Below are 24505 nucleotides of genomic sequence, written 5' to 3' on the forward strand. Positions count from 1 at the left end.
CCACCGGCGGATTGGTGTGATCGCGGCCATAGGGCACGAGTTGGATGGCGAGCAGAAGCACCAGCAGGGTGCCGAGAACCCACGTGCCGATCCTGCGCGGCGACCAGCGGCGGGGCGTCCCCGCGGCGGGCGAGGCGGCTAGACCCAACCAACGAGACGTGCAACGGCTGTAGGCCTGGTCGCACCCATCAACGCAAGATGCCAGCACCCTAACACTAGAACACAACGCTTGACAACTACCCACCAAAGGTGTATTTTAGTGATAGCTAAAAAAGAAATTCGCTGCAAGCTGTGCAGCTTCTACGCTTTAACTAAATCTATATCTTTATGCGCACAACGCTTCGTGAAAAACTCATTCTCTGGGTCAATGGGATCTTTCTCGCGCTTGGCATCGAGCTCGCAGCGCGTACCAGCGGGGGCATGGCAACCGTCGAGGGCATGTTCATCATTGCCGCCACCATCGGGGCGATGATGCTCGCCACAACCTACCTCCTGCGCAGGCCGTGAATGGTATAATATCCCCTGGGATGTCTGTTCTATAGGGGATGCTTATGGGTGCTTCCAGGCGCCTCGCCTTGATTGACGGTCACGCGCTCGCATTTCGTGCTTTTCATGCCTTGCGTGAGGCTGGTTTGCGCTCTTCACAAGGTGAGCCAACCTATGCAATTTTTGGCTTTGCCCAGATCCTGTTGAGTATGATCCAGGATCAGCAACCTTCACACGTTGCCGTTGCCTTTGATGTCGGGCGCACCTTCCGCGATGATCTCTATGCCGAGTATAAAGCCGGTCGCGCTGAAACCCCCGAAGAGTTCCATCCTCAACTTGAACGCATCAAAGAGTTGATCACCCATCTGGCGATCCCGATCTATACCGCCGATGGCTTCGAGGCTGATGATGTGATCGGGACGCTCGCCCGCCAGGCGACCGAGGCTGATGTCGCGACCCTGATTCTGACGGGTGATACCGATAGTCTTCAACTCGTTGATGACTATGTGCAAGTGCTGCTGGCAAACCCCTATGCCAAAGGCAATAAGAATACAACCCTCTATGATGAGGCGGCAGTGCGCGAGCGGTATGATGGTCTGGGGCCAGATCAACTCGCTGATTTGCGCGGGCTCAAGGGCGATGCCAGTGATAATATTCCTGGTGTCCGCGGTATCGGCGAGAAGGGGGCCATCGCGCTGCTCAAGCAGTTTGGCTCAATTGAAGCGATCTATGCGCGCTTTGATGAGGTGCCGAAACGCTATCAGAAACCCCTCGAAGGCCAACGTGAGGCCGCTCTCTTTAGCAAGCACCTCGCCACGATCGTTCGTGATGTGCCTGTGACCCACCTCGATCTTGCCGCATGTGCGCTCGGAAGCTATGACCGTGCGGCCGTGATCGAGTTCTTTCAAACGCTGGAGATCGGGGCCACATCCAATCTTATTCGGAAGCTCCCCCCACTTCCCAATGAAGCCCCAGGCGCACCAGTTCCTACACCCCCACCCTCGGCCACTGGGCCGATCCAGCAACCGCTTTTCGCCGACCTCCCAACTAGTCTGCCCGACAACCGCGCACCATCCACCGCTTCGCTTCAATTGTCGTTCTTTGCAACACCGGCAGAACGACCAGGGCCACCGCCAAACGCACAACTCGGCGCTTATCAGTGCATCACCCAGTCGGCCCAGCTCGAAGCCCTGATCGCCGAGTTGCAGGCCGCCCCAGGTTTTGCCTTCGATGTCGAGAGCAGTGGCCTCCGTCCTTTTGAGAGTGCCCTCGTCGGGATCGCGCTCGCGCATACCCCTGGCGCTGGGTTTTATCTGCCTGTTGGTCATCATCAGGGTGAGCAGTTGCCGCTTGAGCAGGTGGTGACCGCGTTGCGCCCGCTCTTTGCTGACCCAAACAAGGCCAAATATGCTCATAATGCAAAATTCGATCTTGAATTATTATTGAGTGTCGATCTGCACGTCGAAGGCTTACGCTTTGATACCATGCTTGCCGCAGCCCTGCTGGGCAAACAGCGCCTCGGCTTGAAAGATCTCGCCTTCTACGAACTAAAGCTGGCCGAGCCGCCCATGCCAATCCAGGATCTGATCGGCAAGGGCGCAAAGCAGATTAGTTTTGCTGAGGTACCCATCGATCAGGCAACCCCCTATGCCGCTGCTGATGCTGATCTTACGCTGCGCCTTCAACACCATCTGGCGAAGCAACTCGCCGACGAAACAGAACTGCAAGCCCTCTTTACCCGTCTCGAAATGCCCCTCATCCGCGTGCTCATAGCCATGGAAGAGGCCGGCATCACCCTGGATCGCACCTATGTCACGCAACTTGACGAGCAATTGCAACGTCGTATTGGCGAGCTCGAAGCGGCGATCTATCGCGAGGCCGGCGAACAGTTCAATATCAATTCAGGCCAGCAACTCAACCGGATCCTCTTCAATGGCAAACCAGCCATTGATCCGAAAGTATATGGTTTGAGCAAGCTGAAAAGCGGTGGCTATTCGCTGACCGCCGAGGGACTAGAGCAGATGAGCGCAGCGCATCCGATTGCCGAGTTGATCCTGCACTACCGCCAGTTGAGCAAGCTCAAGAGCACCTATGTTGATGCGCTGCCAACGATGATCAATCCCAGGACGCAACGCATTCACACGTCGTATAACCAGGTGGGCGCAGCAACAGGGCGGCTTTCGTCCAACGAGCCCAACCTGCAAAATATTCCCGTTCGCACCGAGGAAGGACGCGCCATCCGGCGCGGTTTTGTCGCGCTGCCCGGACATCAGTTTGTGGCTGCCGACTATTCACAGATCGAGTTGCGTGTGCTGGCCGGGTATACCCAGGATCCCGATCTTGTTGCTACTTTTGTTGAAGGACGCGACATTCACGCCGCAACCGCCGCCCGGCTCTTTGGCATTGAACAGCACGAGGTCGATAAAAACCAGCGCCGGATCGCAAAAACAGTTGTCTTTGGCGTTATCTATGGCATCAGCGCCTTTGGGCTCGCCCAGCGCCTGGGCCTGGAACGCGGCGAGGCCCAGGCCCTCATTGATGGGCTCTTTGCGCAATTCCCGGGCATCAAAGCCTACATTGACACCACCCTGCACCAGGCCCGTACCAACGGGTATGTCGCTACGCTCTTTGGCCGACGGCGGCTCTTTCCGGAACTACGCGGCAACGACCGTGGGCCACGGGCGCAGGCGGCTATGCGTGAGGCGATCAATGCCCCTATTCAGGGCACCGCTGCTGATATTATGAAGATCGCAATGGTACAACTCCACCAGGCCCTCGGTGAACGCCAGTTGCAGACGCGGTTGCTGTTGCAAGTTCACGACGAGCTCATCCTTGAAGCACCTGAGCACGAGGTTGACCTCGCGGCTCAACTTGTGCGCGAGATTATGGAAGGCGCGTATCGCCTGACCGCTACCATGAATGGGGTTACCTACCAGATCCCCCTTGGGGTGGATGTGGAGATCGGGCCAAACTGGGACGCCCTCAAGTGAGAAACGTGCGCATGAAACAGATGAGTACGATGGTTGCAGCTGAACCTGATATGAACAACCAACAACAGGTCACTCGTCCGGTCTTTTCCGTGGTCGCTCCGGTCTATAATGAAGAAAAGCTGATCGAGGAGTTCTGTCACCGCACGGTAGCCACGCTTGCACCACTCGGTGAACCCTTCGAGATCGTCTTGGTCAATGACGGAAGTCGTGATCGTTCCCTCGAATTGATGTATGCGCTCCACCTGAACGATCCACGCATCAAAGTGGTCAATTTTTCACGCAACTTCGGCCACCAGCTCGCCATTACGGCCGGGGCCGATCATGCACGTGGCGACGCCGTGGTCGTGATCGACTCAGATCTCCAGGATCCGCCGGAAGTCATTCCTGAGCTGATCGCAAAATGGCGCGAGGGCTATCAGGTTGTCTATGCCGTCCGCGAAGAACGACAGGGTGAGACATGGTTCAAAACGACGACGGCAGCGCTCTTTTATCGCCTGATTGACCGCATTACCAGTGTCAATATTCCGAGCGATGCGGGCGATTTCCGCCTGATGGATCGCAAAGTCGTTGATGCACTCGGGCAGATCCGCGAGCATCACCGCTTTATGCGCGGGCTCTCGGTTTGGGTCGGCTTCAAAAGTACCGGTATCACCTATCAGCGCCACGCTCGCAAAGCAGGTACGACCAAGTATCCCCTGCGCAAAATGCTCAAATTCGCGCTCGATGGCATTACCAGTTTTTCGTACCTACCCCTGCAACTAGCAACCTATATGGGGTTCATCGTTGCCGCGCTGAGCTTCATCTTTATTCTCATCGTCTTTGCCCTGCGCCTCGGCAACCCCACTGCCGAAGATGCCGCCTTCTATGGGCAGGCCTCAACCCTCTCGATCGTGCTCTTCATTGGGGCTGTCCAGCTTGTGTCGCTGGGCATTATTGGGGAGTATGTCGGACGCATCTACGACGAGGTAAAGGGCAGGCCCCTCTATATCGTTGCCGAAGCCTTAGGCTTCGAGGAGAAGGAGCATACCAATGTCACAAGGTAATTCGCCTTCAGGGAAATCCAAGTCGGGTGGTGGAGCACGTTTGAGCGTGCTCGGGGTCATTTTGCTGATTGTCGTCGTCGTAGGCATCGGGCTTTCGACGATGAAATTCGCCCAGATCAACGAGGGTGAACGGGGCCTGATTGTTACGCAGGGCCGTGTTGAGGGCGTACAAGAACCGGGCATTTTCTTTCGGCCCTTTGCACCCTTTACCAATGTCGAGGTGGTCAATATCCGCCGTCAAACACGCACGATTGCCCAGAATGTCGCGAGTAGCGATAAGCAACTCTATGATATTGATATTCAAGTTGACTATAGCCGCATCGCAACCCCCGAGGCGCTTCAGTCCAGTTATGGTGAGATCGGGGTGGATGATAGTCAACTGAATGCGTTCCTTGATGGCTTTATTAATGACGCGCTCAAGAGTGCGTCAACGCAGTTTACCCTTGACCAGGCGCTCTCGGATCGGGGTGGCTTTGCGGATCGCATTCGCCAGTTCCTTACCAGCAAGGCTGAAGGGCAACGCTCACCCGTTGAGCAGCTGTATGTGCGGCTCGAGGCGGTCAAGGTGCTTGATATCAAGGTTGGTGAGCAGTATGCGCAGTTGCTCGCTGAAAAGGCTAATCTCGAAGTCCAGATCGAGACCGAGCAGAAGCGTCGCGAGCAGATCCAGGCGCAACAATCCAATAATCTCTTCCAGGCCGAGCAAGAGGCCACGGTGGCGTTGACCCGCGAACGCGGTCAGACAGCAGCGGCCTTGGAAGCCGCGAGTCGTGAGTCGCAAGTTCGCGCCATTCAAGGGCGCTACTGGCGCGAAAATCCCGAACTGTTTGAACTGCGCCAACGTGAATTGATGGTCGAGATGATGCAGAATGGGAATATGTGGTTTATTGATCCCAACACCGACCTGACCCTTTTGCTCAATCAGATGGCTGGCTCGGGGAGTGCCGCTGTTGTGCCACAGCCAGCCCCGCAAACGCAACCCGTTGCCCCCGAAGTGACGCCTTAGTTCGACTTTCTCCATTTGGTAGACGAAACACGAGCGGCAGGGTATGCTACTCAAGTCTTGCATACCCTTGCCTTGCCTCATCGCTGATCAATGAAGACTCGGCGCAATCGACCGCCTAAAGACAGCCACTATGAACAATTACGACCACGATCTTCATATCAGTTCACTCCAGCGCATCCTCGATAAGATGCAAGATGCGGTCATGTCTGTTTCGGTCCCTGATCGTCGGCTTCTCTTTGCGAGTTCCAGGTTTGCCGAAGTCTTTGGTTATCCAGCAGAGGTGTTCGTGACCAATGCCGGTTTTTTCAAACAGATTGTGCATCCCGATGATCTCGAAGCCAGTATGCACGCCATGGAGCAGGGGCTTCGCGATGGCTTTGTTGAACTTGAGCATCGCATTATCTGGCCTGATGGGCAGGTGCGCAGGCTCCATCGGCGGGCCTGGGTTGATGTCGACGCGCATGATCGTCCTATGGCTGGACGGAAGCCGAGGCGCTGGGTCATCCGCTTGACGATCTGCTCCAGACCAGATGGCACCACACCTCGCAGCGCGAAGCAGAGGCGATCCTGGCTGCGACCGGACGATGGCAGGGCGAGCTTCAGTTCAGTTCTTCTCATCTGCCCGAAGATGCCGCCCGTATGAGCAACGAATACCTGCCACAGGCCATAGGGTGAATATCTGCTGATGCTCTTCAACGATCTTTTAACCATCACTAGGCTTGATGTTTTTGTGCCGAGACTGTATCTGACTGATGTGAATCGCTATGATCTGTTGACTGATGGCGATCTGGCGTTCTTGCCATCAGCACTCCTGCAAACGATGTTGTTGGATGTTGAACAGGGCAATATGGCTCATCTGCAACAAATGATTGCGCAGGTTGGCATATTGAGCGCACACGGGTTTTTGGCAAGTTGCTTGGCCAGACGTTGCATGCCAACCCTTATTACGCACCGGTGCTTACCGACCAATTCATTGAGACTATCTATCATGCAGCCCCGCTCCAGGATATTGGCAAGGTGGGCATTCCCGACGCGATTTTGTTGAAACCGGGCAAGCTGATGTCCGATGAGTTTGCCATGATGACAAGGCATACCGTGATCGGGGCCGAGACATTGCAGCGGGTGCTCGAACGTTATCCCAACAATGCTTTTATTAAAATGGGCATCGAGTTGACCCGCTCACACCACGAGCGCTGGGATGGCACGGGCTATCCTGATCGCCTCGCTGGTGAAGCGATTCCGTTGAGTGCGCGCATTCTGGCGGTGGCCGACGTGTATGATGCCTTGCGCTCGAAGCGTCCATATAAAGAACCCTTTGATCACGTTAAAACGTGTGCGATTATTTGTGAGAGTTCAGGTTCGTATTTTGATCCGGCTATTGTGGCCGCTTTTGTGACGATTGAGGCTGAATTTGAGCGCGTCTCTGCCGAAATGCAGGAGCGGTGAGCATTTTCATACGTTAGGGAGCGATTGCCCACGAGCTGTGCGAAGGATGATATGTTTCAACAGTTACTCACGACGGTCGGCCACGAGGTGTCGGGTGAGGCCGCACGGGCGTTGGTGGCCCGGATTAGTCAGTGGCATCGGATTCAGGCCAGCCCGATGTACCGCGAGGCGGCCCATTGGGTGCATGACACGTTGCAGGGCTATGGCCTTGATGCAACGCTTGAGTCGTTTCCGGTGGGCGAGGGCCGCCAGGTCTGGGGTGAACCGCTGTTTGATGAGTGGCAGTGTCACGAGGGTTGGCTCGATCTGTTGTTGCCCGATGGTTCGACGCAACGCCTCGCCGATTACCGGGCGGTGCCGTTGTCGCTCTTGCCGCGGAGTGTGAGTACCGACGGTGAGTTTGAACTGGTGGTGGTGGAACGTGGTGATCGGGTTGAGGATTATGCTGATCTGGAGGTTGCCGGCAAGCTGATTTTGACGCGCAGTATGCCGATGAGTGTGCATCGGGTGGCGATCGAGAAGCTTGGAGCCGCCGGGGTGATCTGTGACGGGATGCGCTCGTTGCCCGAGATCTGCCCACCAGGTGATCTGCCCGATGCGATCCAGTATGCGTCGTGGTGGTGGTGGGGCGGCGAGCGGCGGGCCTTTGGGTTTGCGTTGAGTCCACGTGTGGGCGCGGCGTTGCGTCGTCGCGCAGCCCGGGCAGCCGATGAGGGACGTGCGGTGCGCTTGCGAGCGCGGGTGCGCAGTAGTTTTACCGATGGGGCGATCGAGGCTGTCAGTGCGTTTATTCCCGGCCAGAGCAAAGAAGAAGTCCTGCTCGTGGCCCATCTCTGCCATCCTGCCCCGTGTGCGAATGATAATGCCACTGGTGCGGCGGCGGCGATGGAAGTCGCACGCGGCTTGCATACGCTGATCGAGAGTGGGCGCTTGCCCCGCCCGCAACGTGCCCTCCGTTTTCTCTGGATGCCCGAGATGACCGGTACCTACCTTTATCTTGCGCGTCACGAGGGGCGGATCGAGCGCACGGTTGCCGCGCTCAATCTTGATATGGTGGGCGCTGATCAGACGCGTTGCGGCAGTGTCAATACGCTTATTCATACGCCCGATGCGTTGCCGAGTTTTGTTGGCGACTTGCTCGAAGCTATTCGTGCTGGGATGTACGGCGTCAGCGATACACTCTATGGGCGCACCGAGCCGCCGTTGCTGCGGTTGGCGAGTGCGCCTTTTTCGAATGGCAGCGATCATTATATTCTCGCCGACCCGACGGTTGGCATTCCGACGCCATTGATCATCGAGTGGCCTGATCGGTTTTACCATACGACGGCTGATACGCTTGATCAGGTTTCGGCAACAACGCTTCAGCGCAATATGACGCTCGCCGGTACGTACCTGGCGTTTCTGGCGAACGCGGGCCGTCGTGAGGCGACCTGGCTTGCCGGCGAGATGAATGCCCGCTTTGTGGCGCGACTCGTGCAGGTACTCCAGATGGCGCGAACGGCGGCGCTGGCAGGTCGTCCGCCAGTCGGTGCGCCCTGGGAACGCCGCCTCGCCTATCGGTTCGAGCGCCATGCTGCGGCGCTGGCCGCCCTGCAGCGGCTTGACCTCCATTTTGATCCGCATCCTGCCATGCGTGAGGCCTCTGTGCAGGCGAAGGTGCTTTGGGAGACGTACAGCCAGATGCTTGAGCCCTGGCAACTCACTGAGGTGCGGCAGTTGCCCGACGATCAGGCCCAACTGGTGCCCCGGCGGCTCTATCGGGGGCCGGTGAGCCTGCGCCCCCATTTGCGTCGCCTTGATCCACTTGAGCGTGAGACGGCCCAGGCCGCGATTCGGGCAGCCAGCGATTTTGATAGCCTCGTCGCCGATCTGGCGCTCTTCTGGGTTGATGGGCAGCGTACCCTGGGCGAGATCCTTAATTTGGTCGAGCTTGAGACCGAGGTGCGTGAGCCTGAGGCGCTGTTTGCTTATTTTGATCTGCTCGTGCGGTTAGACTTGCTCGCCTGGTGAGGCTGCGTGTAAAAAGCCAGCTTAGCTGGCTTTTTTGCGCACACGCACTTATCCTTCGGCGATGTATTGTTCGATGCGCAGCGACATCATCTTTGAGGCACCGTCGTCACCCATGGTGACGCCGTAGAGTGTGTCGGCGGCTTCGATGGTGCCGCGGTTGTGAGTGATCAGGATAAACTGGGTCTGGTTGGTGAGATGCTGCAAGGCTTCGCGGAAGCGCCCGACGTTGGCTTCGTCAAGCGCGGCATCGGTTTCGTCGAGAATGCAGAAGGGTGTTGGGTGAACGGTGAGGATGGCGAAGAGCAGCGCAGTCGCGGTGAGCGACCGTTCGCCACCTGAGAGCAGGGCGATGTTTTGTTGTTTTTTGCCTGGCGGGCGGGCGACGATCTCGACGCCGAGGCTGCGCGTGTCAGCCGTTTCGGGTTCGGTTCCGTTGCTTGTTTGTCCGTTCTGGCGGGCTGTGCTTGTCAGGATCAGGCGCGCCGATCCGCCGCCAAAGAGACGGGTGAAGCTCTGTTCAAACTCGGCGGCAATGGCCTGAAAGGTCGTGGTGAAGCGATGATTCATTGCTTCGTCGAGTTCGCCGATCAGCTCAAGCAGCGTCGCACCGGCGGCGCGGAGATCGGCGATCTGCGTTGCTAGGAAACGCTGCCGTTCGGCGGTTGTTTCGTATTCCTCCAGCGCCAGCGGGTTGACGGCGCCGAGGCGCAGGATCTTTGTTTTCAAGGCTTCGATGGAGGCCTGGAGGTGCGTTGCGTCGATGGTGGGCCCTGCTTGCGCGTCAGTGATGGCAACGTCTTCCAGGTTGACCCCATCGGCAGCAGCGCGTTCAAAGAGGGCTTCCTGGCGATCAGCGGCGCGTTGCGCATCAAGGGCGGCTTTGCTCTGCGCGGCTTCCATCGCGAGCAGTTGGGTGGTCGTGGCTTCTTCCTGCGTTTCAAGCTGGCTCACGCTGGCTTCGTCGTCGTGCAACGCGGCTTCGGCAGGATCAATGCGCTGGCGCAACTGGTCAAGCTCGGTGAGCAGGGCGGTATGCAGCGCCTCGTGGCGCTCGTGTTGCGCGGCCAGCGCATCACGTTCATCGCGCAGGCTCAGGGCGGCCTGGTCAAGCTCGCTGGTCTGGCGCTGGACGAGGGCGAGGCTCTGGGCGTGGTTGTTGCGCAGTTGCTCGGCGGCGCGCAGGCGTTGCCGGGTGGTGGCAACCTCGGTGCGCAAGCCTGCGAGGCGTTCCTGCACCCGTCGGTCGTTGCTCGCCTCGTGCGCCTGGCGCGTGCGTAGTTCTGTGAGGGTAACTTCGGTGGCGTGGGCGATGTTCTCTACTTCCCCCAGCCGCTGCCGTACCTCGTTCTGCTGACTTGCGAGGCTCTGGCGCTCACTGTCAAGGCGCTCGCGGCGCTGCGCAGCCCAGGTGCGTTCCTGTTCGGCCTGGGCGAGGCGGCGTTCGGCAGCGGCAATCCCGCTGCGGGCGGTTTCCAGCAGGCGCTGGCTTTCGCGGGTATGGCCTTCTACTTCGCGGAGTTGGGTGTTGAGGGTTTTGAGTTGCGTGTCGAGCTTGATGCGCAGCGCTTCGGCGGCTTCGACATTCTCACGAGCGGCGGCGACCTGAGCGGGCAATTCGCGTAGCTCGCGTTCGCGGCGCAACGCACCGCTCTCTTTGGTCCGAGCGCCGCCGGTCAATGAGCCGCCACTGTTGACCTGCTCGCCCTGGAGCGTGACGATGTTCCAGCCGGTACGCAGGCGGCGGAGTTCGCGGCGTGCGGTGGGCAGGTCGCGCACGATGAGGACGCGCCCAAGCAATTGTTCAACCACGGGGCGGTAGGGCGCATCATACGCAATCAGGTCGGCGGCAACGCCAAGCACAGCCTCGTCGTCGAACGCCAGTGGGCGCTGATCATATTCATTGACGCGCAGCGTATCGAGCGGCATAAACGTTGCGCGTCCGACATCGCGCTGCTTGAGTTCGGCAATCGCAGCTTCGGCGTCGCTCCACTGTTCAACGACAATATTTTGCAAGCGCGAGCCGAGGGCGACCTCGAGGGCCGTCTCAAGCTCGGCAGGCGTGCGGAGAAGGCTCTGGACAAGGGCAAAGCCCTGGCGCCCAGTACGTTCGGCCCACTGCATCGCGGCTCGCACGCCGGCAAAGGTGCCCGTATAGCTCCGGGCGAGCCGACTGAGCGACTCGAAGCGGGCTTCGACATCAGCGAGGGTGCGGCGAGCGGTGACGCGCTGTTCATCGGCCTGCGTATAGTGCTGGCGCAGCGCTTCGAGTTCGTGACGCAGAGCTTGTTCCGCCGTCGCCGCCTCGTGGCGGGCGGTTTCGGCATAGGTTACCTGTGCGCGGGCGGTCGCAACCTGTTCGGTGCTGGTTACCACATGCCCTTCGGCCTGGGCGACAGCGGCTTCTAGTTCAGAGGTTTCGCGGGCGAGGCGTTGGAGCTGGGCGTTCATTTGTTCGAGGCGGGCATGGGCTTCGGCGGCAGCTCGCGTGGTACGCAGGGCTGCCTCTTCGGCCTCACGCAGAGCGCGGGCCAGGGCCTGCACCTCATCGGCGCGCCCGGCGAGTTCAGTTTCGACCTCGCGCAGGGCCTGCTCGCGTTCGGCGAGTGCAGCCTCGGCGTGACGCGTTTCGGCCACCGCCTCGGCGTGCTGTTGTTCGGCCTGAGCCTGGCGCAGGGCCAGTTCATGGCGCTGGCGCTCGAGATCCTCGGTACGCCGAGCCAGTGCGGCCACGCGCTCGTTGCCCACGGCCAGATCGCGCTGCACGGTTTCGGCCTGCCGGTGGAGCAAGCTGCTCTGCTGGTGCAGCGCACCAAGCTCGTCGCGGCGGGTACGCAGGCTGCTGCGCAACGCCTGCAGCGCGGTCGTAACGCCGACCTGGGCTGTGCGCGCCTCGGTGAGGCGGGCCTCAGCCACGTCGCGCTCGGCCCGAGTGTGCGCCGTCACACGGCAGGCGGCTTTCCATAGCTCGACATAATATTGCTGCTGCAAGGTCGCGAGTTCAGCGGCATACTCGTGGTACTGGCGGGCCTGGGCGGCCTGGCGCTTGAGCATACGCAGGCGCGGCTCGAGTTCAGCGAGCAGATCGCCGAGGCGCTGCAGATTGCCTTCGGTCTCGCGGAGGCGGCGAAGCGCCTCGGCCTTGCGCAACTCGAAGCCACCGAGGTCAGCGGCGTCCTCAAAGAGCTTGCGCCGTTCTTCGGGGCGCAGGGTGAGCGCCGCATCAACGAGACCCTGGTTAATAATGGTATAGGAACCGCCGAGGGGGGCAGTGACTTCGAGCAGATCGCGGAGGCGCACCCTGGCGCGATTGAGCAAGTACTCATTCTCACCGGCGCGGGTCGTGCGGCGGGTCAGGGTCACCTCATCAAACTCAACCGGCAGCAACCGGTCGCTATTATCAACCGTGAGGCTCACCTCGGCAAAACCGGCGGGGGCACGCCGCCCGCCGCCAGCATAGAGCAACTCTTCAGAGCGTTTGCAGCGAAGGTTCGTCAGGCTCTGCTCACCGAGCACCCAGCGCACCGCATCAGCAAGGTTTGATTTGCCACTACCATTTGGGCCAACGACTGCCGTAATGCCGGCACGAAACTCAAGGATCGTGCGTGCGGCAAAGGTCTTGAACCCCTGGATCTCAAGGCGTTTCAGATGCATGGGCGTTATTGTATGAGGGGTTGCAATGTGCGTCAAGTAGGGGCGCTCTCTGCTCCAACACCGCCGATCTCACGTGCAGCAACACCACTCCAACACCACAAATTCGTCAATGGAGGCCCGGTCGGTTACCAGTTATACCATCTTGCTACCGCTATGCTGTTAGAGCATCCCCACCGCCACAAGCCCCAGAATGAGCACCCCGATAACAATGCGGTAGATGCCAAAGGCGACGAAGTTGTGGCGTGCGATATAGTGCAAGAGCCAACCGATGGTCAGGTAGCCAACAATCATCGAGACAACGGCACCGAGCAAGAGTCGTCCCCAATCGTCGGGTTGCACCTCGGCGAGGCTGCTGATCAGATCAACGAGGGTGGCCCCACCGAGCACGGGCATCGCCAGGTAAAACGAGAAAGCGGTGGCAGTACGGCGATCAAGCCCGGCCAACAAGCCACCAACAATGCACGAACCCGAGCGCGACATGCCCGGGATCAGGGCGAAAATTTGCGCAATGCCAACGCCCAGTGCCTGCTTCCAAGAAACCTGGCCGAGTTCGGTGGTGAGCGTTTGGCGCTGAGGGATCAGTTCAATCACCAGGAAGATGATGCCACCAAAGATCAGCGCCCCGGCGATCACCTCCGGGGTTTCAAAGAGCACCGCTTTGATGAAATCGCGGGCAAGCAACCCGACGATGCCGGCTGGTACCATCGCAATGGCAATGCCAAGCCAGAGCGTCCAGGCAGCGCGGGCCTCTTCACGGGTGCTTCGCCCGAGTAGTGCATTGGCTTGTCCAAAAAGATCCTGGAAATAAAAAGCCACGACTGCGACAACCGTTCCCACCTGGATAAAGATCTCGAAAGTTCCCCCGATGCTGCCCTGATAGTTGAGCAGCTTCGAGACGATGAGCAAGTGGCCGGTTGACGAAATAGGCAGCCACTCGGTAATGCCCTGGACAATGCCAAGCACCACGACTTTCCACCATTCTGGGTCACCAGGAATGACCATGGCGAGGCTCGCGATCAGGGCGACGGCGGCGATAATGATGTACGGAAGTGGCAAATGCGGTGAAGCCACACGTGCGGTGGCGGGTGATTTTTGCATAATAACCGATTACTTGATCATGCCTGCTGCTTTCAGCATGGCAAGTGTGTCGTCAAGAGCGGCGGCAGTGGCGTGTACATGCTCGCTAGTATGCACAGAACTGACAAAAGCACTACGCCCGCGCATCAAGTCGATGCCGTTAATCTGGAGGGCCATACGCAAGGCGAGGGTAATGGTGGCATCACCGCCACGTTTGAGCATCGCGAGCGGAACACCGGTGGGCACGTCACCTGGGCTGACCTGGCTCGTCGGGTCGGCAAAGAGATGCACAATAGAGCCATCGCCATAGGCGGTGAAGCCATGGAGGTGGCGCGTGCGCAAGACGTCGTTCATTGCTTCGGCGAGTTCACGACCGCGCAGGGCGGCGACGTGCCCAGGTTCACCGGTGGCAACGAGTTCGAGGCAAGCTACGCCGGCCGCCGCCGAGAGCGGGTTGGCATTGTAGGTACCCTGATGGCGAATGCGCCCGCGCACATCGCGCCTATCGGGGCCACTCGCGAGCCGATCCATGATTTCGGCTTTGCCGACAACTGCGCCACCGGGCAGGCCACCGGCAAGAATCTTGGCGAGGCAGGTGAGATCGGGGGTGACACCAGCGCGCGCCGCTGCGCCGCCGGGACTCACGCGAAAGCCTGTGACCACCTCGTCACAGATCAGCAGCACATCGCGGTCAGTTGTGAGCGCGCGCAACTGTGGCAAAAAATCATCGGCGAGCGGCACAATGCCATACGCCGCCCCGGTCGGTTCGAGGATCACCGCCGCAATATCATCGTGGGTTGCGAGCGTCTCGGCGACCAGTTCAAGCCTGGCTGGAAGGGTCAGAATATTGCCAAGCAAATCGGCGGAGAGCCCAGCGTGCGGATCATCTGGATCGGCCCCTGGGGCAGCACTATCGTGCCAGCCGTGGAAGTGGCCTTCGAAACGAATAATGCGGGAACGCCCGGTCACGGCCCGTGCCAGACGAAGCGCGAGCATCGTTGCCTCGGTGCCGGACGCGGTAAACCGCACCCGTTCGGCCCCGGGCACCAATTGCTTGATCAACTCGGCCCAGCGCAGGGCGAGCGTATTTTCGCCGCCGGCGTGGGTACCGCGTTCAATTTGCTCGCGCACCGCCGCCACAACTGCTGGATGCCCGTGACCAAGCAACAACGCCCCGTGACCACACCAGTAATCAATCAGTTGATTATCATCAGCATCCCACTTATTTGCGCCTGAGGCTCGTTCTATAAAAAGAGGGAAGGGTGCCGCACTACGTCCATCGTGGGTGACCCCACCCGGAAAATATGAGCGGGCCTTCTCTGCCAGGTAGCCAGAGCGAGCGAAACGGGCCTGATAGAGCTGTTCGAGTTTTTGCATATCCGTTGGTTACATCCCATATTCCAGACGACGGATCAGCGGTCCTGGCAAGCCTGCCTCGACCATATCGCGTTGGGTACGGGTGATTTCATATTCAACGCGGGCAAAGGTGAGCGTACCAGCGCCAGGATCAAAGATAGCATAAGCTGCGCGTGGATCTTGATCCCGTGGCTGACCGACACTGCCAGGGTTAATGAAAAAACGACAGTTGCTACTGAGATCAATCACGTTATTGCGTGGAGGCACGCGCAGCAAATCCGGGAAGAAGCGTTCGACCCGGTCAAAGCCGTGACGTTGACGGAAACCGAGTTGCACATGCGAATGCCCAATGAAACAAATTTGCTGCGTAAAAAGCTCGAAATTCGCCGCAGCCGTCTCCGGGGCCAGCAGATACTCCCACACCGGCTCACGGGGGCTGCCGTGGGCCAGCATAATCGCACGATCAACGATCATCGTTGGCGGCAGCTCTTCGAGCCAGGCGCGATGTTCAGCGAGCAACTGTTGACCGTTCCATTGATTGGCCTTGCGTGCCTCGGGGTTGAAATCGCGGAGATCGATCTTGCCGAGGCAGGCAAGATCGTGGTTTCCTGTGATGGTAAGGGTCGCATGTTCACGGATCAATGCGGCACATTCATTGGGGCGTGGGCCGTAGCCGATGGTATCACCCAGGCACCAGAGCTCATCAAAACGACCGACGGCCTGGAGCACAGCTTCAAGGGCAACAAGATTCGAATGAATATCTGAGACAATCAAAATCCGCATAAAAACCTGCGCTTCGTTGACGCCGTTTACGTGACGGGGCTATAATGACAAATAGTTGCGTTGTTGTTGGAGTAGATAAGCCTTATGGTTGAATCAACCGGCCACTGTCCATACCTTGGGCTCAAACAGAATCAGGCGATTCGGTTTGCTTCACCGACGCCTGAGCATCGCTGTTACGCTGCTGGTCAAGCCCAGGAGATCCCTCTTGTTCAGCCTGATTATCAGACCGCATTCTGTTTGTCGTCTGATCATATCAAGTGCCCATTATACACGGGCTCTGGTCTCTCTTCAACGTCCGTACCTGGACATAGCCTGACAATGGCTCCGGCTGGTGCAACTTCGGTTGGGATGCGTGGGTGGCTCAACGATCTTCCTGCGCGTGAACGGATGATTTATGCGTTTCTTGTGACGGCACTTGCTATTGTCGTTGCTTTTTATGCTTTTGCGAGTGTGGGGCTGATCTGGGGCAATGTGACCCCGGGCAGCGATCCGTCACCCGGCTTGCCTCCAGCTAGTGCAACAGTGTCCATTGAGGTGACTGCGACTGCAACGCCGTCGCTAACGCCGTCGCTAACGCCGTCGCCACGACCCACGTTGACGCCAATGCCGAGCAGGACACCATTGCCTTCAGCGACCCCGACGGAAATCTTGCCGACCATTGAGTCGGTGACGGTGACGCCTGTCCCGACGATTTATGTGCCGCCAGTTATTGTGCCACCGATTATCATTCCAACCCCAACCTTCTTGCCTGAGCCTACTACGCCCCCTGATCTCGAACCAATCCCGACCGAGGAGGCCCCCGGTTGGCCGGATGATCCGTCGCCGCCGGTAGAGCCAACCACGCCGGTAGAGCCAACCGCGCCGGTAGAGCCAACCGCGCCGGTAGAGCCAACCACGCCGGTAGAGCCGACCACGCCGGTAGAGCCAACCACACCGGTAGAGCCAACCACGCCGGTAGAGCCAACCACGCCGGTAGAGCCAACCACGCCGGTAGAGCCGACCGCGCCGGTAGAGCCGACCGCGCCGGTAGAGCCGACCGCGCTGGCACCATAGCGACCTCACTCATCCTTGGTGCGCGTTCCCTGCTCCCGAGATCCATCCAGGAGCATGCCACCGGCTGGAACTGCCAGCGATGCTTTGCTCCTTCTCCGGTACCCCGCCGTTAGCGAAGCATCGCGAGAACCGCTGCGCACGGGCAATCCTTCCCTCTGGCTGCTGCCTCGGCAGCCGGGTACTGCGGCACACTATCGCCACCGTTGCCCGCCGCCGCAACGACGATTGCCCCGCCCGTCGCGCTGCAGTGGTCGTCATCATCGTCGTCACACGCCGCAAGCGCAATGATCTCTTCAAGCAAATCGGTGCGACGGAGCGTCCCCAGGCTGAGGTTGATCACCGTAGCGCCATCATTTGTGGCCGGGTGGCCGTCAGGATCAATCGCGTAGCGCAAGCTCTCAGCCAGCACCCAGATATTGCCGACACCTTGAGGATCGAGTACGCGTACCGGCAAGATCTTCGCCTCAGGTGCGGCAAGCGCTATCAGACCAGCGACATGTGTCCCATGCCCAAAGCCGAAGTCAACGCCATCGATCCCTTCTTCCCTTGGGTCGTCGTCAGCATCAACAAAGTCAAAGCCTGGCAACAAGCGCCCGGCCAGCGCAGGGTGATCTGGATCAACCCCGTTATCAAGCACTGCGATTGTCACGCCCGCCCCACGGTTGCGTGCGTGGGCGGCTGTGAACCCAAGTGACGCCGGAGCCCACTGCGTTGCAAAGGTTCCGGCGTCACCACCGATGACCCATCCGCTGCGTCCGCGCCGTCCCTCGGGGGTTTGCGCCAGATAGTTGGGCTCGGCAAATTCGATCCGCAGATCGCTACGTAGTTGCTCGGCCTTCTCTAGCGGATCACGTCCGTCGGTGATCGCCATGCGAAAGATCGGGCGTGTCCCAAAACGACTAATGAAGGCTTCCTGTAACCCATTCTGGCGGGCGACGTCGGTCAAATCAGCCGTCAGCCAGGCGGAGGGGCAGTATCATCTGGTTCCATAGGCCAACACTCCGCCTCACCAGCATCTGCTTGTGACTCCCAAGGAAACGCTTAGCTCGTCCGCTGCTGATCGAGGTAATCTTGCAGGATAATCGAGGCAGCAACCTGATCGATCTGGAGCTTGCGTTTGTCGGGTTTGACGCCCAATTCGCGGAGCATCTGGTCAGCGGCGGCGGTGGTGAGCCGTTCGTCAACGAGCCGAATCGGGAGGCCCAGGCTCGTTTCGAGCAGGGTGGCAAATTTCTGCACAAGCGTGGCCTGCGGTCCAATTTCGCCTCGCAGGGTAAGGGGCAACCCGACCACCAGTTCGACCACGCCATACTCACGCACGAGTTGCCGAATGCGTTCGAGAGCCTGCGGCTGCGGCTGCGCAGCAATCGTCGTCAGGGGCGAGGCGAGCATCCGCGAGGCATCGCTGAGCGCAATGCCAATGCGTCGCTCGCCCACATCCAACCCGATAATCCGTTCTTCGGCAAGGTACATCTACGACTCGATCTGGATCTGCCAATCCCAGCGTGGCAGTCGTTCAACATCGGGCAAAGTATAGCCGCCAATGATCCCACGCGCAACCAGTTGATCGAGGGCAAGGGCGGCATCCTGGCGCAACTTGCCACGGATCGCATTGCGGATCTGATCGAGCGTCACGGCATCAAGTTCGCCACTACATCCAGGGCTGGTCGTATCAGGGCGAAGCTCGCCATCGACCAGCAAACTCTCGCCATCCCAGCGCCACGCAGTCACCACAGGCGCACGGCAATCACCTGGCGTCAACCGTCCAGCCTGGCGCAACTGTTCGGTCAAGGCTACCGCGAGTTGCGACTCGAGGGGGCGATCATTGGCGGTTGCCAAGGCGCTATACTGCGCCTGCGTATTCAAGACAAACGTCGGATTGACGGGATCAACCACTTGGCCGACTGCTGGTTGCACCAGATACTCAAACCCCTGCAACTGTTCGAGGTCACTCCGTCGGGGCAAGATCGTCGAAGGCTCAAGCACGAGATTCCGCGCCCGAGCGAGCGCCTCTAATTGCCGGCGGGCCTCGGCATCAAGCCCTTCGAGGGCTGGCCCAAGATTTGCCTGCACATCGCTATCACGAACGATGCGCACCTCTTCCTCGGTGCCACCGGTGAGTGGCGGGTGATCAACGAGAATGCCGCCTGAACCGACAGTAAAACTGACACCCCCAGGTGGCGTAATGCGACGGACGCGGTTCCCATCGACATTCGAGCCACTACCCGGCGAACGGGCGAGCACGTTGACAAAAGCCTGACCCCGATTGGTCACAATCTGCGCCCCGGTATCACTTGTGGTTGCCCCCGGGACCAGCACCTCGACCGTACTGAGGAACGGTACATCCTGCCCATCGCCTCTGACGGCAACAAATTCGGTGCCCGCTGGCAAGAGGATCGCCTGGTTATTGGAATTGAAGATGGTCAACATGCCGCCTGCCGTCCCCGACGGCGTCATGGTGCCTTCCGTGACCTGATTGCTCACATTGAAGGCCACATCGCTGCGCAAAGCCTCGGCCTCAATCGCCGTAGCTGCCCCACTGCCCGGCAAGACCAGCGGTACCGGCAAGCCAACAATCGGCTCGGTTGTTTCAGACACAAGCGGCGGTGAAACCGCTACCGTCACGCGGCTGCCGAGCAACAAGACACTAGCGATCAGCAGCAGCAATGCCAGCAGCAGCGTTGTCAGCGCAATGACTGGCCAGGAACGCGCCTTCCGTGAGGGCGGGGCAGTGATCGGTACTGGTGGCACGGCATTGGATGTAGGGCGTGGTGGTGCGGTTTCAGCATATGCGGCATAGGTCGCCCTAGAACGTGTCGGTGGCCCAAGGCGGCTTGGCGGAGGCGGGGGTGGAGGCACCGAGCGAGACGGCGGGATGGTGGGGTCAACGCGAGGAGGCGGCAGATCGCGCACCGGCTCAGCCGGAGGAAGCTCATTCACAACGCTCTGCGGCAAGGGAATACCGGTTAGCGCTGCCTTGAGACTCGCGGTGGCGGCGGCCACTTCATCAACCTCATCAACCTCATCAACCGCCCCGAGCGTACCGCCTGGTTTGGGCTGCAGCAGATCAAGGTCATCGAGGGCCGCCAGAAAATCGGCATCCTCATCCCGTACCTGGTTCGCTGGCGCTTCATCGGTGATCCGGTGCGGCGCAGCAGGTTCTGTCGGGGGAGGAGCAAGGCCCGCCCCTTGCTCTGGGCTTGGTGCCAGAGCGGGTGGCGCTTGAGCGGTACCCGACGATGGATGAGCCAGCACACTGGCCCCTTGCACCGCAATCGTTTCAAACCCAGCGGCACGCGCTGCCGCGAGCAGCGCAGCATCAGAGCTAATCACCATCAGACTGAGGCCATCATCAGCCGCCAGTCGAGCGAGGTGGGCTAGTTCAGGGTCAGCATGCAGGGCGGTGCCACTTTCGGGCACCAGCAACTGCAACCGGGGTGCGCCTGTTTGCCGAATGCGCGCATAGAGCAGCGCCACTGGCTCATCAGGCAACACCAGGATCAGCGGGGTTTCACGCATATCAAGCAACATAACCCAACCCCTTACCCCTTACGCTGGGCTGCAACCAGCGTGGGCACCTGGTGAAGTGCGTCAGACAGGCGTTCAGGATCTTTGCCGCCTGCCTGGGCCATTTCGGGACGTCCACCGCCACCACCACCAACCACCGTAGCAAGCGCCTTGACGAGCTTGCCCGCGTGGTACCCCTGCGCCACAAGATCAGGTGTTACCATTGCAAGAAACAACGGCTTCTGATCAATCACGGTTCCAAGCACAATAATCGCCGAACCGATCTTGCTCCGCAGCCAGTCGCCCATCGTGCGGAGTTGCGGAATATCCTCGGCCTCGACATGGGCCACCAGGGTGGGCACGCCCTCATCGTGGCGCACCTGCACTAGCAACCCTTCGAGGGAAGAACTGGTCAGTTTTGCCCGCAGCACATTGAGCACCTGCTGTTGGCGGCGATGCTCGTTCAGCAGCTGATCGAGGCGCTCGGGCAAGGCCGTCGGAGCCACGCCGAGGCGGGTGGCGAGATCGCGGAGCAGCTGGGTCTGCTGTTCAACCCACTCTTCGGCGGCACGGCCAGTGACGGCCTCGATCCGGCGCAAACCACTGCCAATGCTGCTTTCGCCAAGCAACCGCACATACCCAAGCTCGCCAGTACTGCGCACATGGGTACCACCGCACAACTCACGGCTATCGGTCGAGGCAATCAGATCGATCATGCCATCGCCGCGCTCGATCGTTACCATGCGCACCGTCTCGCCATATTTCTCACCAAAGAGCGCAATCGCCCCCTGGTCAAGCGCCGCCTGATAGGTCGTCTCTTCCCAGCCAACCCAGCCATCGGCGCGAACCCAGGCATTGATGCGCGCCTCGATGTCGCGCAGTTGGGTCGGCTCGACGGCGCGATTATGGGTAAAATCGAAACGCAGACGCTCAGGGGCAACCAGTGAACCAGCCTGGGCGGCATGCTCGCCCACCACATCACGCAACGCACGATGCAGCAAATGGGTCGCCGTGTGGTTGCGCTGAATATCGGCCCGGCGCGAAGCATCAACGGCGGCCACAGACGTTTGCCCGAGCTCAAGATGGCCGGCGGTCACCTTGCCGTAATGGACAATCAGCCCGGGGGCGGGGCGCTGGGTATCTTCGATCTGCACGATCCCAGTAGGCGTCGTCAGCGTCCCGGTATCGGCAACCTGGCCGCCGCTCTCGGCATAAAAAGGCGTCTGATCGAGCACCAGTTGCACCGAGTTGCCCAGCGCAACGTGCGCAACGGCATCACCCTCGCTAATCAAGGCAAGGATCTGCGCCTCGGCAGCGAGTTGCTCGTAGCCGACAAACCGCGTCGCGGGCAGCGCCCGATCCGCCCAGAGCTCGGCATCGCCGCCGCGGGCAAACTTCGCTGCCGCCCGCGAGCGCTCGCGCTGCTCTTTCATTGCCGCAGCATAGCCAGCCTCATCAACCGTGAGCCCCGCGGCAACAGCGATCTTCTCGGTCAAATCAAGGGGAAAGCCATACGTATCTTTGAGCAAAAACGCATCAACCCCTGGCATCGCCGTGCCACCCGACGTGCGCACCTGATCAATCACCGTCTCGAGGCGTGACAGGCCACTCGTCAGCGTCCGCAAGAACTGACGCTCTTCGGCATCAGCCGACTCGAGGATAAACTGGCGGCGCGTCTGGAGGTCGGGGTAGGCCTTGCCCATCTGGGCAATGACCACCTCAATCACCTCGGCGAGGAAGGGGCGCTCGAAGCCAATGCTGCGACCCTGATAGGCGGCCCGGCGCAAAATCCGGCGCAGCACATACGAACGGCCCGCATTGCCGGGCAACACCCCATCGGCAATGAGAAAGGCCACCGCACGCGCATGGTCAGCGATCGCCCGATAGGGCGCAAAATGGGCTTGATAGTGGGCCTCATCGCTGCCGAGCGAAGCCATAATTTGCGCAATGATCGGCAGAAACACATCAGTCTCATAATTGGAATGCACGCCTTGCAGCACCATCGCCATGCGTTCGAGGCCCATCCCGGTATCAACCGAAGGGCGGGGCAGGGGCTGCATCGTCGCACGGTCGTACTGCATAAAGACGTTATTCCAGATTTCGACATAATCGGGATCGTCCGAATTGACGCCCTCGGCGCGCATCTTGCTCAGATCATCACCGATATACATCGTAATCTCGGAACAGGGGCCACAGGGACCAGTATCGCCCATCACCCAGAAATTATCACTCCGCCCAAAGCGCAGCACACGGCTCGGATCGGCCCCCTGGGCAATCCAGAGCCGCGCCGCCTCTTCATCGGGGGGCACCTGGTCATCGCCCTCAAAGACCGTAAACCAGAGGCGCTCAACGGGCAGGGCAAACTCTTCAGTCAGCAACTTCCAGGCCATGGCAATCGCCTCGGCCTTGAAATAATCGCCAAACGAAAAATTGCCCAACATCTCAAAAAAGGTCTGATGGCGTGGTGAGGGCCCGACCTCTTCGAGGTCATTATGTTTCCCCGAAACGCGCAGACACTTCTGCGCTGTCACCGCCCGGCGATAGGGGCGCTGTTCAAGCCCAAGAAAGAGATCCTTGAACTGCACCATGCCCGAATTTGCAAAAAGCAGCGTCGGATCATCGGCAACGACTAGCGACGAACTGGGCACAATCGTATGGTCGTGACGGGCAAAAAAGCTCAGATAGCGTTCACGGATCTGAGCAGAGGTAAGCTTCTGCATAACAGCCAGTAACCATCAGGTGAAAGAACCAGAATCCATACACGAAGATCAGAAGCTATTGTAGCCGATTGATACGTACGGCGTCAACTCTATCGCTCCACCTACCAGGGCGCTTGCATCATACGAAACCAGATACAAAAAGACGCTCTCTCAGGGCACCCGTAAGGGGTGCCCCTCCAGGCCCCTCCAGGCCGAAAAAGACGCTCTCTCAGGGCACCCGTAAGGGGTGCCCCTCCAGGCCCCTCCAGGCCGGGGGCAGGATCGACTTCCTGGACCGCGTTGGCTCCGTTCTTGGCGGTGCCCCTCCAGGCCGGGGGCCGGATCCGGTGTAGGGGCACCCCTTGCGGGTGCCCTGGCGGGGTGCATACACGGAAGTTATGCACCGGCAGCGCCCTGCCCCAGGAACCGCCTGCCTGGGGGAGGATCCTGGGGTAGGTGAGGCTCTCCGTTTAGGTGGTTGATACGACAATTTTTTCGTGCTACTATTGTCGTAAACTAATCGCCACTGGAGGTCGCGGTGCGCCAATTGCGCTCGTTTGCCCAGGTTGGCCCGCGTATGGTCGCCTTCGGCACGCTCATGCCCATCGTGATGGGTATCTTGGGTGGAACGCTTGGCGCACTGGCGGGCCTGTCGGTGGGTGGTAGCTTTATTCTGGCAGCGATCGCGGCCAGTGCCTCGTACATTGATGCGCCTGCGGCAGTCCGGGCCACGTTTCCACAGGCCAACCCGAGCATTTATCTCACCTCATCGCTCGGGATTACGCTGCCCTTCAACCTGATCATTGGCCTACCCTTGCTCTATGCGTACACCCAATGGATGTGTTCTGGGCTTGTAGCATGCCCGGTACTTCCCAGCGGGAGCTAAGGTGGTTTTAGGTTTTGGTCTGCTGTGCTGGGCCTTATCGTGTGCAATGTTCGTACGTGGGATAAGGCCATCTTCAAGCTAATCTATTGAGCAGAAAAGGAGCGCTATATGAGCCAACTCGCCACGATTACGCTGGTGACGATCATTGCGGAGGGGGTGCTCCGCGAGCGCCTGTTGGGCGAACTCGCCCAGTTGGGGGCGCGTGGTTACACTGTTGGCGAGGTCACCGGGCAGGGGACGAGCGGCGTGAGCGCCAACTTCTGGGCGGGCCACCAGGTGCGGATCGAGGTCCTTGCGATGCCTGCGGTGGCCGATCTTATCATGGATCATCTGCAAGCGCACTACTTCGACACTTATTCGGTGGTCGCCTACCTGAGCGAAGTTCGGGTGGCCCGCGCCGAGAAGTATCTGTAGGGCATAGAAGGAGGGACACAGCACCACGAAAGTGCCCGCCACTTGGATCCGCCTTCCCCGGGCATCAGGACGCGCCCGTGACGGTGGAACGGCTTTGG

General features: G+C 59.7%; 18 protein-coding genes. 10 read left to right on the forward strand and 8 right to left on the reverse strand.

Annotated features, from left to right (window positions below):
* The first annotated feature begins 327 nt into the window (after nucleotides 1–327).
* The 7 genes from EKD05_RS21750 (at nucleotide 328) to EKD05_RS21780 (ending at nucleotide 8981) form a co-directional block, all read left to right on the forward strand.
* Complete coding sequence (locus EKD05_RS21750; RefSeq protein WP_129677093.1) at nucleotides 328–507, forward strand: hypothetical protein; 180 nt, start codon at nucleotides 328–330, stop codon at nucleotides 505–507.
* A 44-nt stretch (nucleotides 508–551) separates the two neighbouring features.
* Nucleotides 552–3476, forward strand: coding sequence for a DNA polymerase I (polA, locus tag EKD05_RS21755; protein WP_129677096.1), 2925 nt, complete (start codon nucleotides 552–554; stop codon nucleotides 3474–3476).
* A 20-nt stretch (nucleotides 3477–3496) separates the two neighbouring features.
* Nucleotides 3497–4519 carry a glycosyltransferase family 2 protein gene (locus EKD05_RS21760; RefSeq protein WP_370374930.1) on the forward strand — a complete coding sequence of 341 codons (1023 nt, stop codon included), beginning with the start codon at nucleotides 3497–3499 and terminating at the stop codon, nucleotides 4517–4519.
* The gene (locus EKD05_RS21765; RefSeq protein ID WP_129677099.1) at nucleotides 4506–5525 is read left to right on the forward strand and encodes an SPFH domain-containing protein; all 1020 of its coding nucleotides are present in this window, start codon (nucleotides 4506–4508) and stop codon (nucleotides 5523–5525) included. Before EKD05_RS21760 ends, EKD05_RS21765 begins: the two co-directional genes overlap by 14 nt.
* Nucleotides 5526–5727: 202 nt before the next feature.
* Nucleotides 5728–6168: a PAS domain-containing protein gene (locus EKD05_RS27310; protein WP_370374931.1), complete on the forward strand. Its 441-nt coding sequence runs from the start codon at nucleotides 5728–5730 to the stop codon at nucleotides 6166–6168.
* A gap of 269 nt (nucleotides 6169–6437) precedes the next feature.
* Nucleotides 6438–6971, forward strand: coding sequence for an HD-GYP domain-containing protein (locus EKD05_RS21775; RefSeq protein WP_205704033.1), 534 nt, complete (start codon nucleotides 6438–6440; stop codon nucleotides 6969–6971).
* A 51-nt stretch (nucleotides 6972–7022) separates the two neighbouring features.
* A complete protein-coding gene (locus EKD05_RS21780; RefSeq protein ID WP_129677106.1) occupies nucleotides 7023–8981 on the forward strand; it encodes a DUF4910 domain-containing protein in 1959 nt (652 codons plus the stop codon).
* Nucleotides 8982–9029: 48 nt separating this feature from the next.
* Here EKD05_RS21780 and smc read toward each other — a convergent pair whose 3' ends face one another.
* The 4 genes from smc to EKD05_RS21800 all read right to left on the reverse strand — a co-directional run bounded on the left by smc (nucleotide 9030) and on the right by EKD05_RS21800 (nucleotide 15848).
* Nucleotides 9030–12632 carry a chromosome segregation protein SMC gene (smc, locus tag EKD05_RS21785; RefSeq protein ID WP_129677108.1) on the reverse strand — a complete coding sequence of 1201 codons (3603 nt, stop codon included), beginning with the start codon at nucleotides 12630–12632 and terminating at the stop codon, nucleotides 9030–9032.
* A gap of 159 nt (nucleotides 12633–12791) precedes the next feature.
* A complete protein-coding gene (locus EKD05_RS21790) occupies nucleotides 12792–13730 on the reverse strand; it encodes an undecaprenyl-diphosphate phosphatase (RefSeq protein WP_129677111.1) in 939 nt (312 codons plus the stop codon).
* Nucleotides 13731–13739: 9 nt separating this feature from the next.
* On the reverse strand, nucleotides 13740–15086 hold the full coding sequence (locus EKD05_RS21795; RefSeq protein WP_129677113.1) for an aspartate aminotransferase family protein: 1347 nt from the start codon (nucleotides 15084–15086) through the stop codon (nucleotides 13740–13742).
* A 9-nt stretch (nucleotides 15087–15095) separates the two neighbouring features.
* Complete coding sequence (locus tag EKD05_RS21800) at nucleotides 15096–15848, reverse strand: metallophosphoesterase (RefSeq protein WP_129677116.1); 753 nt, start codon at nucleotides 15846–15848, stop codon at nucleotides 15096–15098.
* An 84-nt stretch (nucleotides 15849–15932) separates the two neighbouring features.
* Here EKD05_RS21800 and EKD05_RS26885 point away from each other — a divergent pair, with 84 nt between their 5' ends.
* Nucleotides 15933–16901, forward strand: coding sequence for a hypothetical protein (locus EKD05_RS26885; protein ID WP_240695892.1), 969 nt, complete (start codon nucleotides 15933–15935; stop codon nucleotides 16899–16901).
* A 109-nt stretch (nucleotides 16902–17010) separates the two neighbouring features.
* On the opposite strand, the gene EKD05_RS21810 is transcribed toward EKD05_RS26885, so the two are convergent.
* From EKD05_RS21810 to alaS, 4 genes are all read right to left on the reverse strand, one after another.
* Entirely contained in the window at nucleotides 17011–17847 is an 837-nt protein-coding gene (locus EKD05_RS21810; protein ID WP_129677118.1) for a S8 family serine peptidase, read from the reverse strand.
* Between the two features lie 95 nt (nucleotides 17848–17942).
* Nucleotides 17943–18374, reverse strand: coding sequence for a Holliday junction resolvase RuvX (gene ruvX, locus EKD05_RS21815; protein WP_129677120.1), 432 nt, complete (start codon nucleotides 18372–18374; stop codon nucleotides 17943–17945).
* Nucleotides 18375–20432 (reverse strand): hypothetical protein, encoded by a 2058-nt coding sequence (locus EKD05_RS21820; RefSeq protein ID WP_129677123.1) that lies wholly within the window; start codon nucleotides 20430–20432, stop codon nucleotides 18375–18377.
* Nucleotides 20433–20443: 11 nt separating this feature from the next.
* Nucleotides 20444–23128 carry an alanine--tRNA ligase gene (gene alaS / locus EKD05_RS21825; RefSeq protein WP_129677125.1) on the reverse strand — a complete coding sequence of 895 codons (2685 nt, stop codon included), beginning with the start codon at nucleotides 23126–23128 and terminating at the stop codon, nucleotides 20444–20446.
* Between the two features lie 517 nt (nucleotides 23129–23645).
* Here alaS and EKD05_RS21830 point away from each other — a divergent pair.
* The gene (locus EKD05_RS21830) at nucleotides 23646–23993 is read left to right on the forward strand and encodes a sodium-dependent bicarbonate transport family permease (protein WP_240695893.1); all 348 of its coding nucleotides are present in this window, start codon (nucleotides 23646–23648) and stop codon (nucleotides 23991–23993) included.
* A 108-nt stretch (nucleotides 23994–24101) separates the two neighbouring features.
* Nucleotides 24102–24407: a transcriptional regulator gene (locus EKD05_RS21835; RefSeq protein WP_129677128.1), complete on the forward strand. Its 306-nt coding sequence runs from the start codon at nucleotides 24102–24104 to the stop codon at nucleotides 24405–24407.
* Nucleotides 24408–24505 lie beyond the last annotated feature (98 nt).

Source organism: Candidatus Chloroploca sp. Khr17, assembly GCF_004138165.1.
Lineage (GTDB): Bacteria > Chloroflexota > Chloroflexia > Chloroflexales > Chloroflexaceae > Chloroploca.

Excerpts from the sequence above, each read along its gene's own strand:
- EKD05_RS21750 (WP_129677093.1), top strand. The coding sequence starts at position 328 with ATGCGCACAACGCTTCGTGAAAAACTCATTCTCTGGGTCAATGGGATC.
- polA (WP_129677096.1), top strand. The coding sequence starts at position 552 with ATGGGTGCTTCCAGGCGCCTCGCCTTGATTGACGGTCACGCGCTCGCA.
- EKD05_RS21760 (WP_370374930.1), top strand. The coding sequence starts at position 3,497 with ATGAGTACGATGGTTGCAGCTGAACCTGATATGAACAACCAACAACAG.
- EKD05_RS21765 (WP_129677099.1), top strand. The coding sequence starts at position 4,506 with ATGTCACAAGGTAATTCGCCTTCAGGGAAATCCAAGTCGGGTGGTGGA.
- EKD05_RS27310 (WP_370374931.1), top strand. The coding sequence starts at position 5,728 with ATGTCTGTTTCGGTCCCTGATCGTCGGCTTCTCTTTGCGAGTTCCAGG.
- EKD05_RS21780 (WP_129677106.1), top strand. The coding sequence starts at position 7,023 with ATGTTTCAACAGTTACTCACGACGGTCGGCCACGAGGTGTCGGGTGAG.
- smc (WP_129677108.1), bottom strand. The coding sequence starts at position 12,632 with ATGCATCTGAAACGCCTTGAGATCCAGGGGTTCAAGACCTTTGCCGCA.
- EKD05_RS21790 (WP_129677111.1), bottom strand. The coding sequence starts at position 13,730 with ATGCAAAAATCACCCGCCACCGCACGTGTGGCTTCACCGCATTTGCCA.
- EKD05_RS21795 (WP_129677113.1), bottom strand. The coding sequence starts at position 15,086 with ATGCAAAAACTCGAACAGCTCTATCAGGCCCGTTTCGCTCGCTCTGGC.
- EKD05_RS21800 (WP_129677116.1), bottom strand. The coding sequence starts at position 15,848 with ATGCGGATTTTGATTGTCTCAGATATTCATTCGAATCTTGTTGCCCTT.
- EKD05_RS26885 (WP_240695892.1), top strand. The coding sequence starts at position 15,933 with ATGGTTGAATCAACCGGCCACTGTCCATACCTTGGGCTCAAACAGAAT.
- ruvX (WP_129677120.1), bottom strand. The coding sequence starts at position 18,374 with ATGTACCTTGCCGAAGAACGGATTATCGGGTTGGATGTGGGCGAGCGA.
- EKD05_RS21820 (WP_129677123.1), bottom strand. The coding sequence starts at position 20,432 with ATGTTGCTTGATATGCGTGAAACCCCGCTGATCCTGGTGTTGCCTGAT.
- alaS (WP_129677125.1), bottom strand. The coding sequence starts at position 23,128 with ATGCAGAAGCTTACCTCTGCTCAGATCCGTGAACGCTATCTGAGCTTT.
- EKD05_RS21835 (WP_129677128.1), top strand. The coding sequence starts at position 24,102 with ATGAGCCAACTCGCCACGATTACGCTGGTGACGATCATTGCGGAGGGG.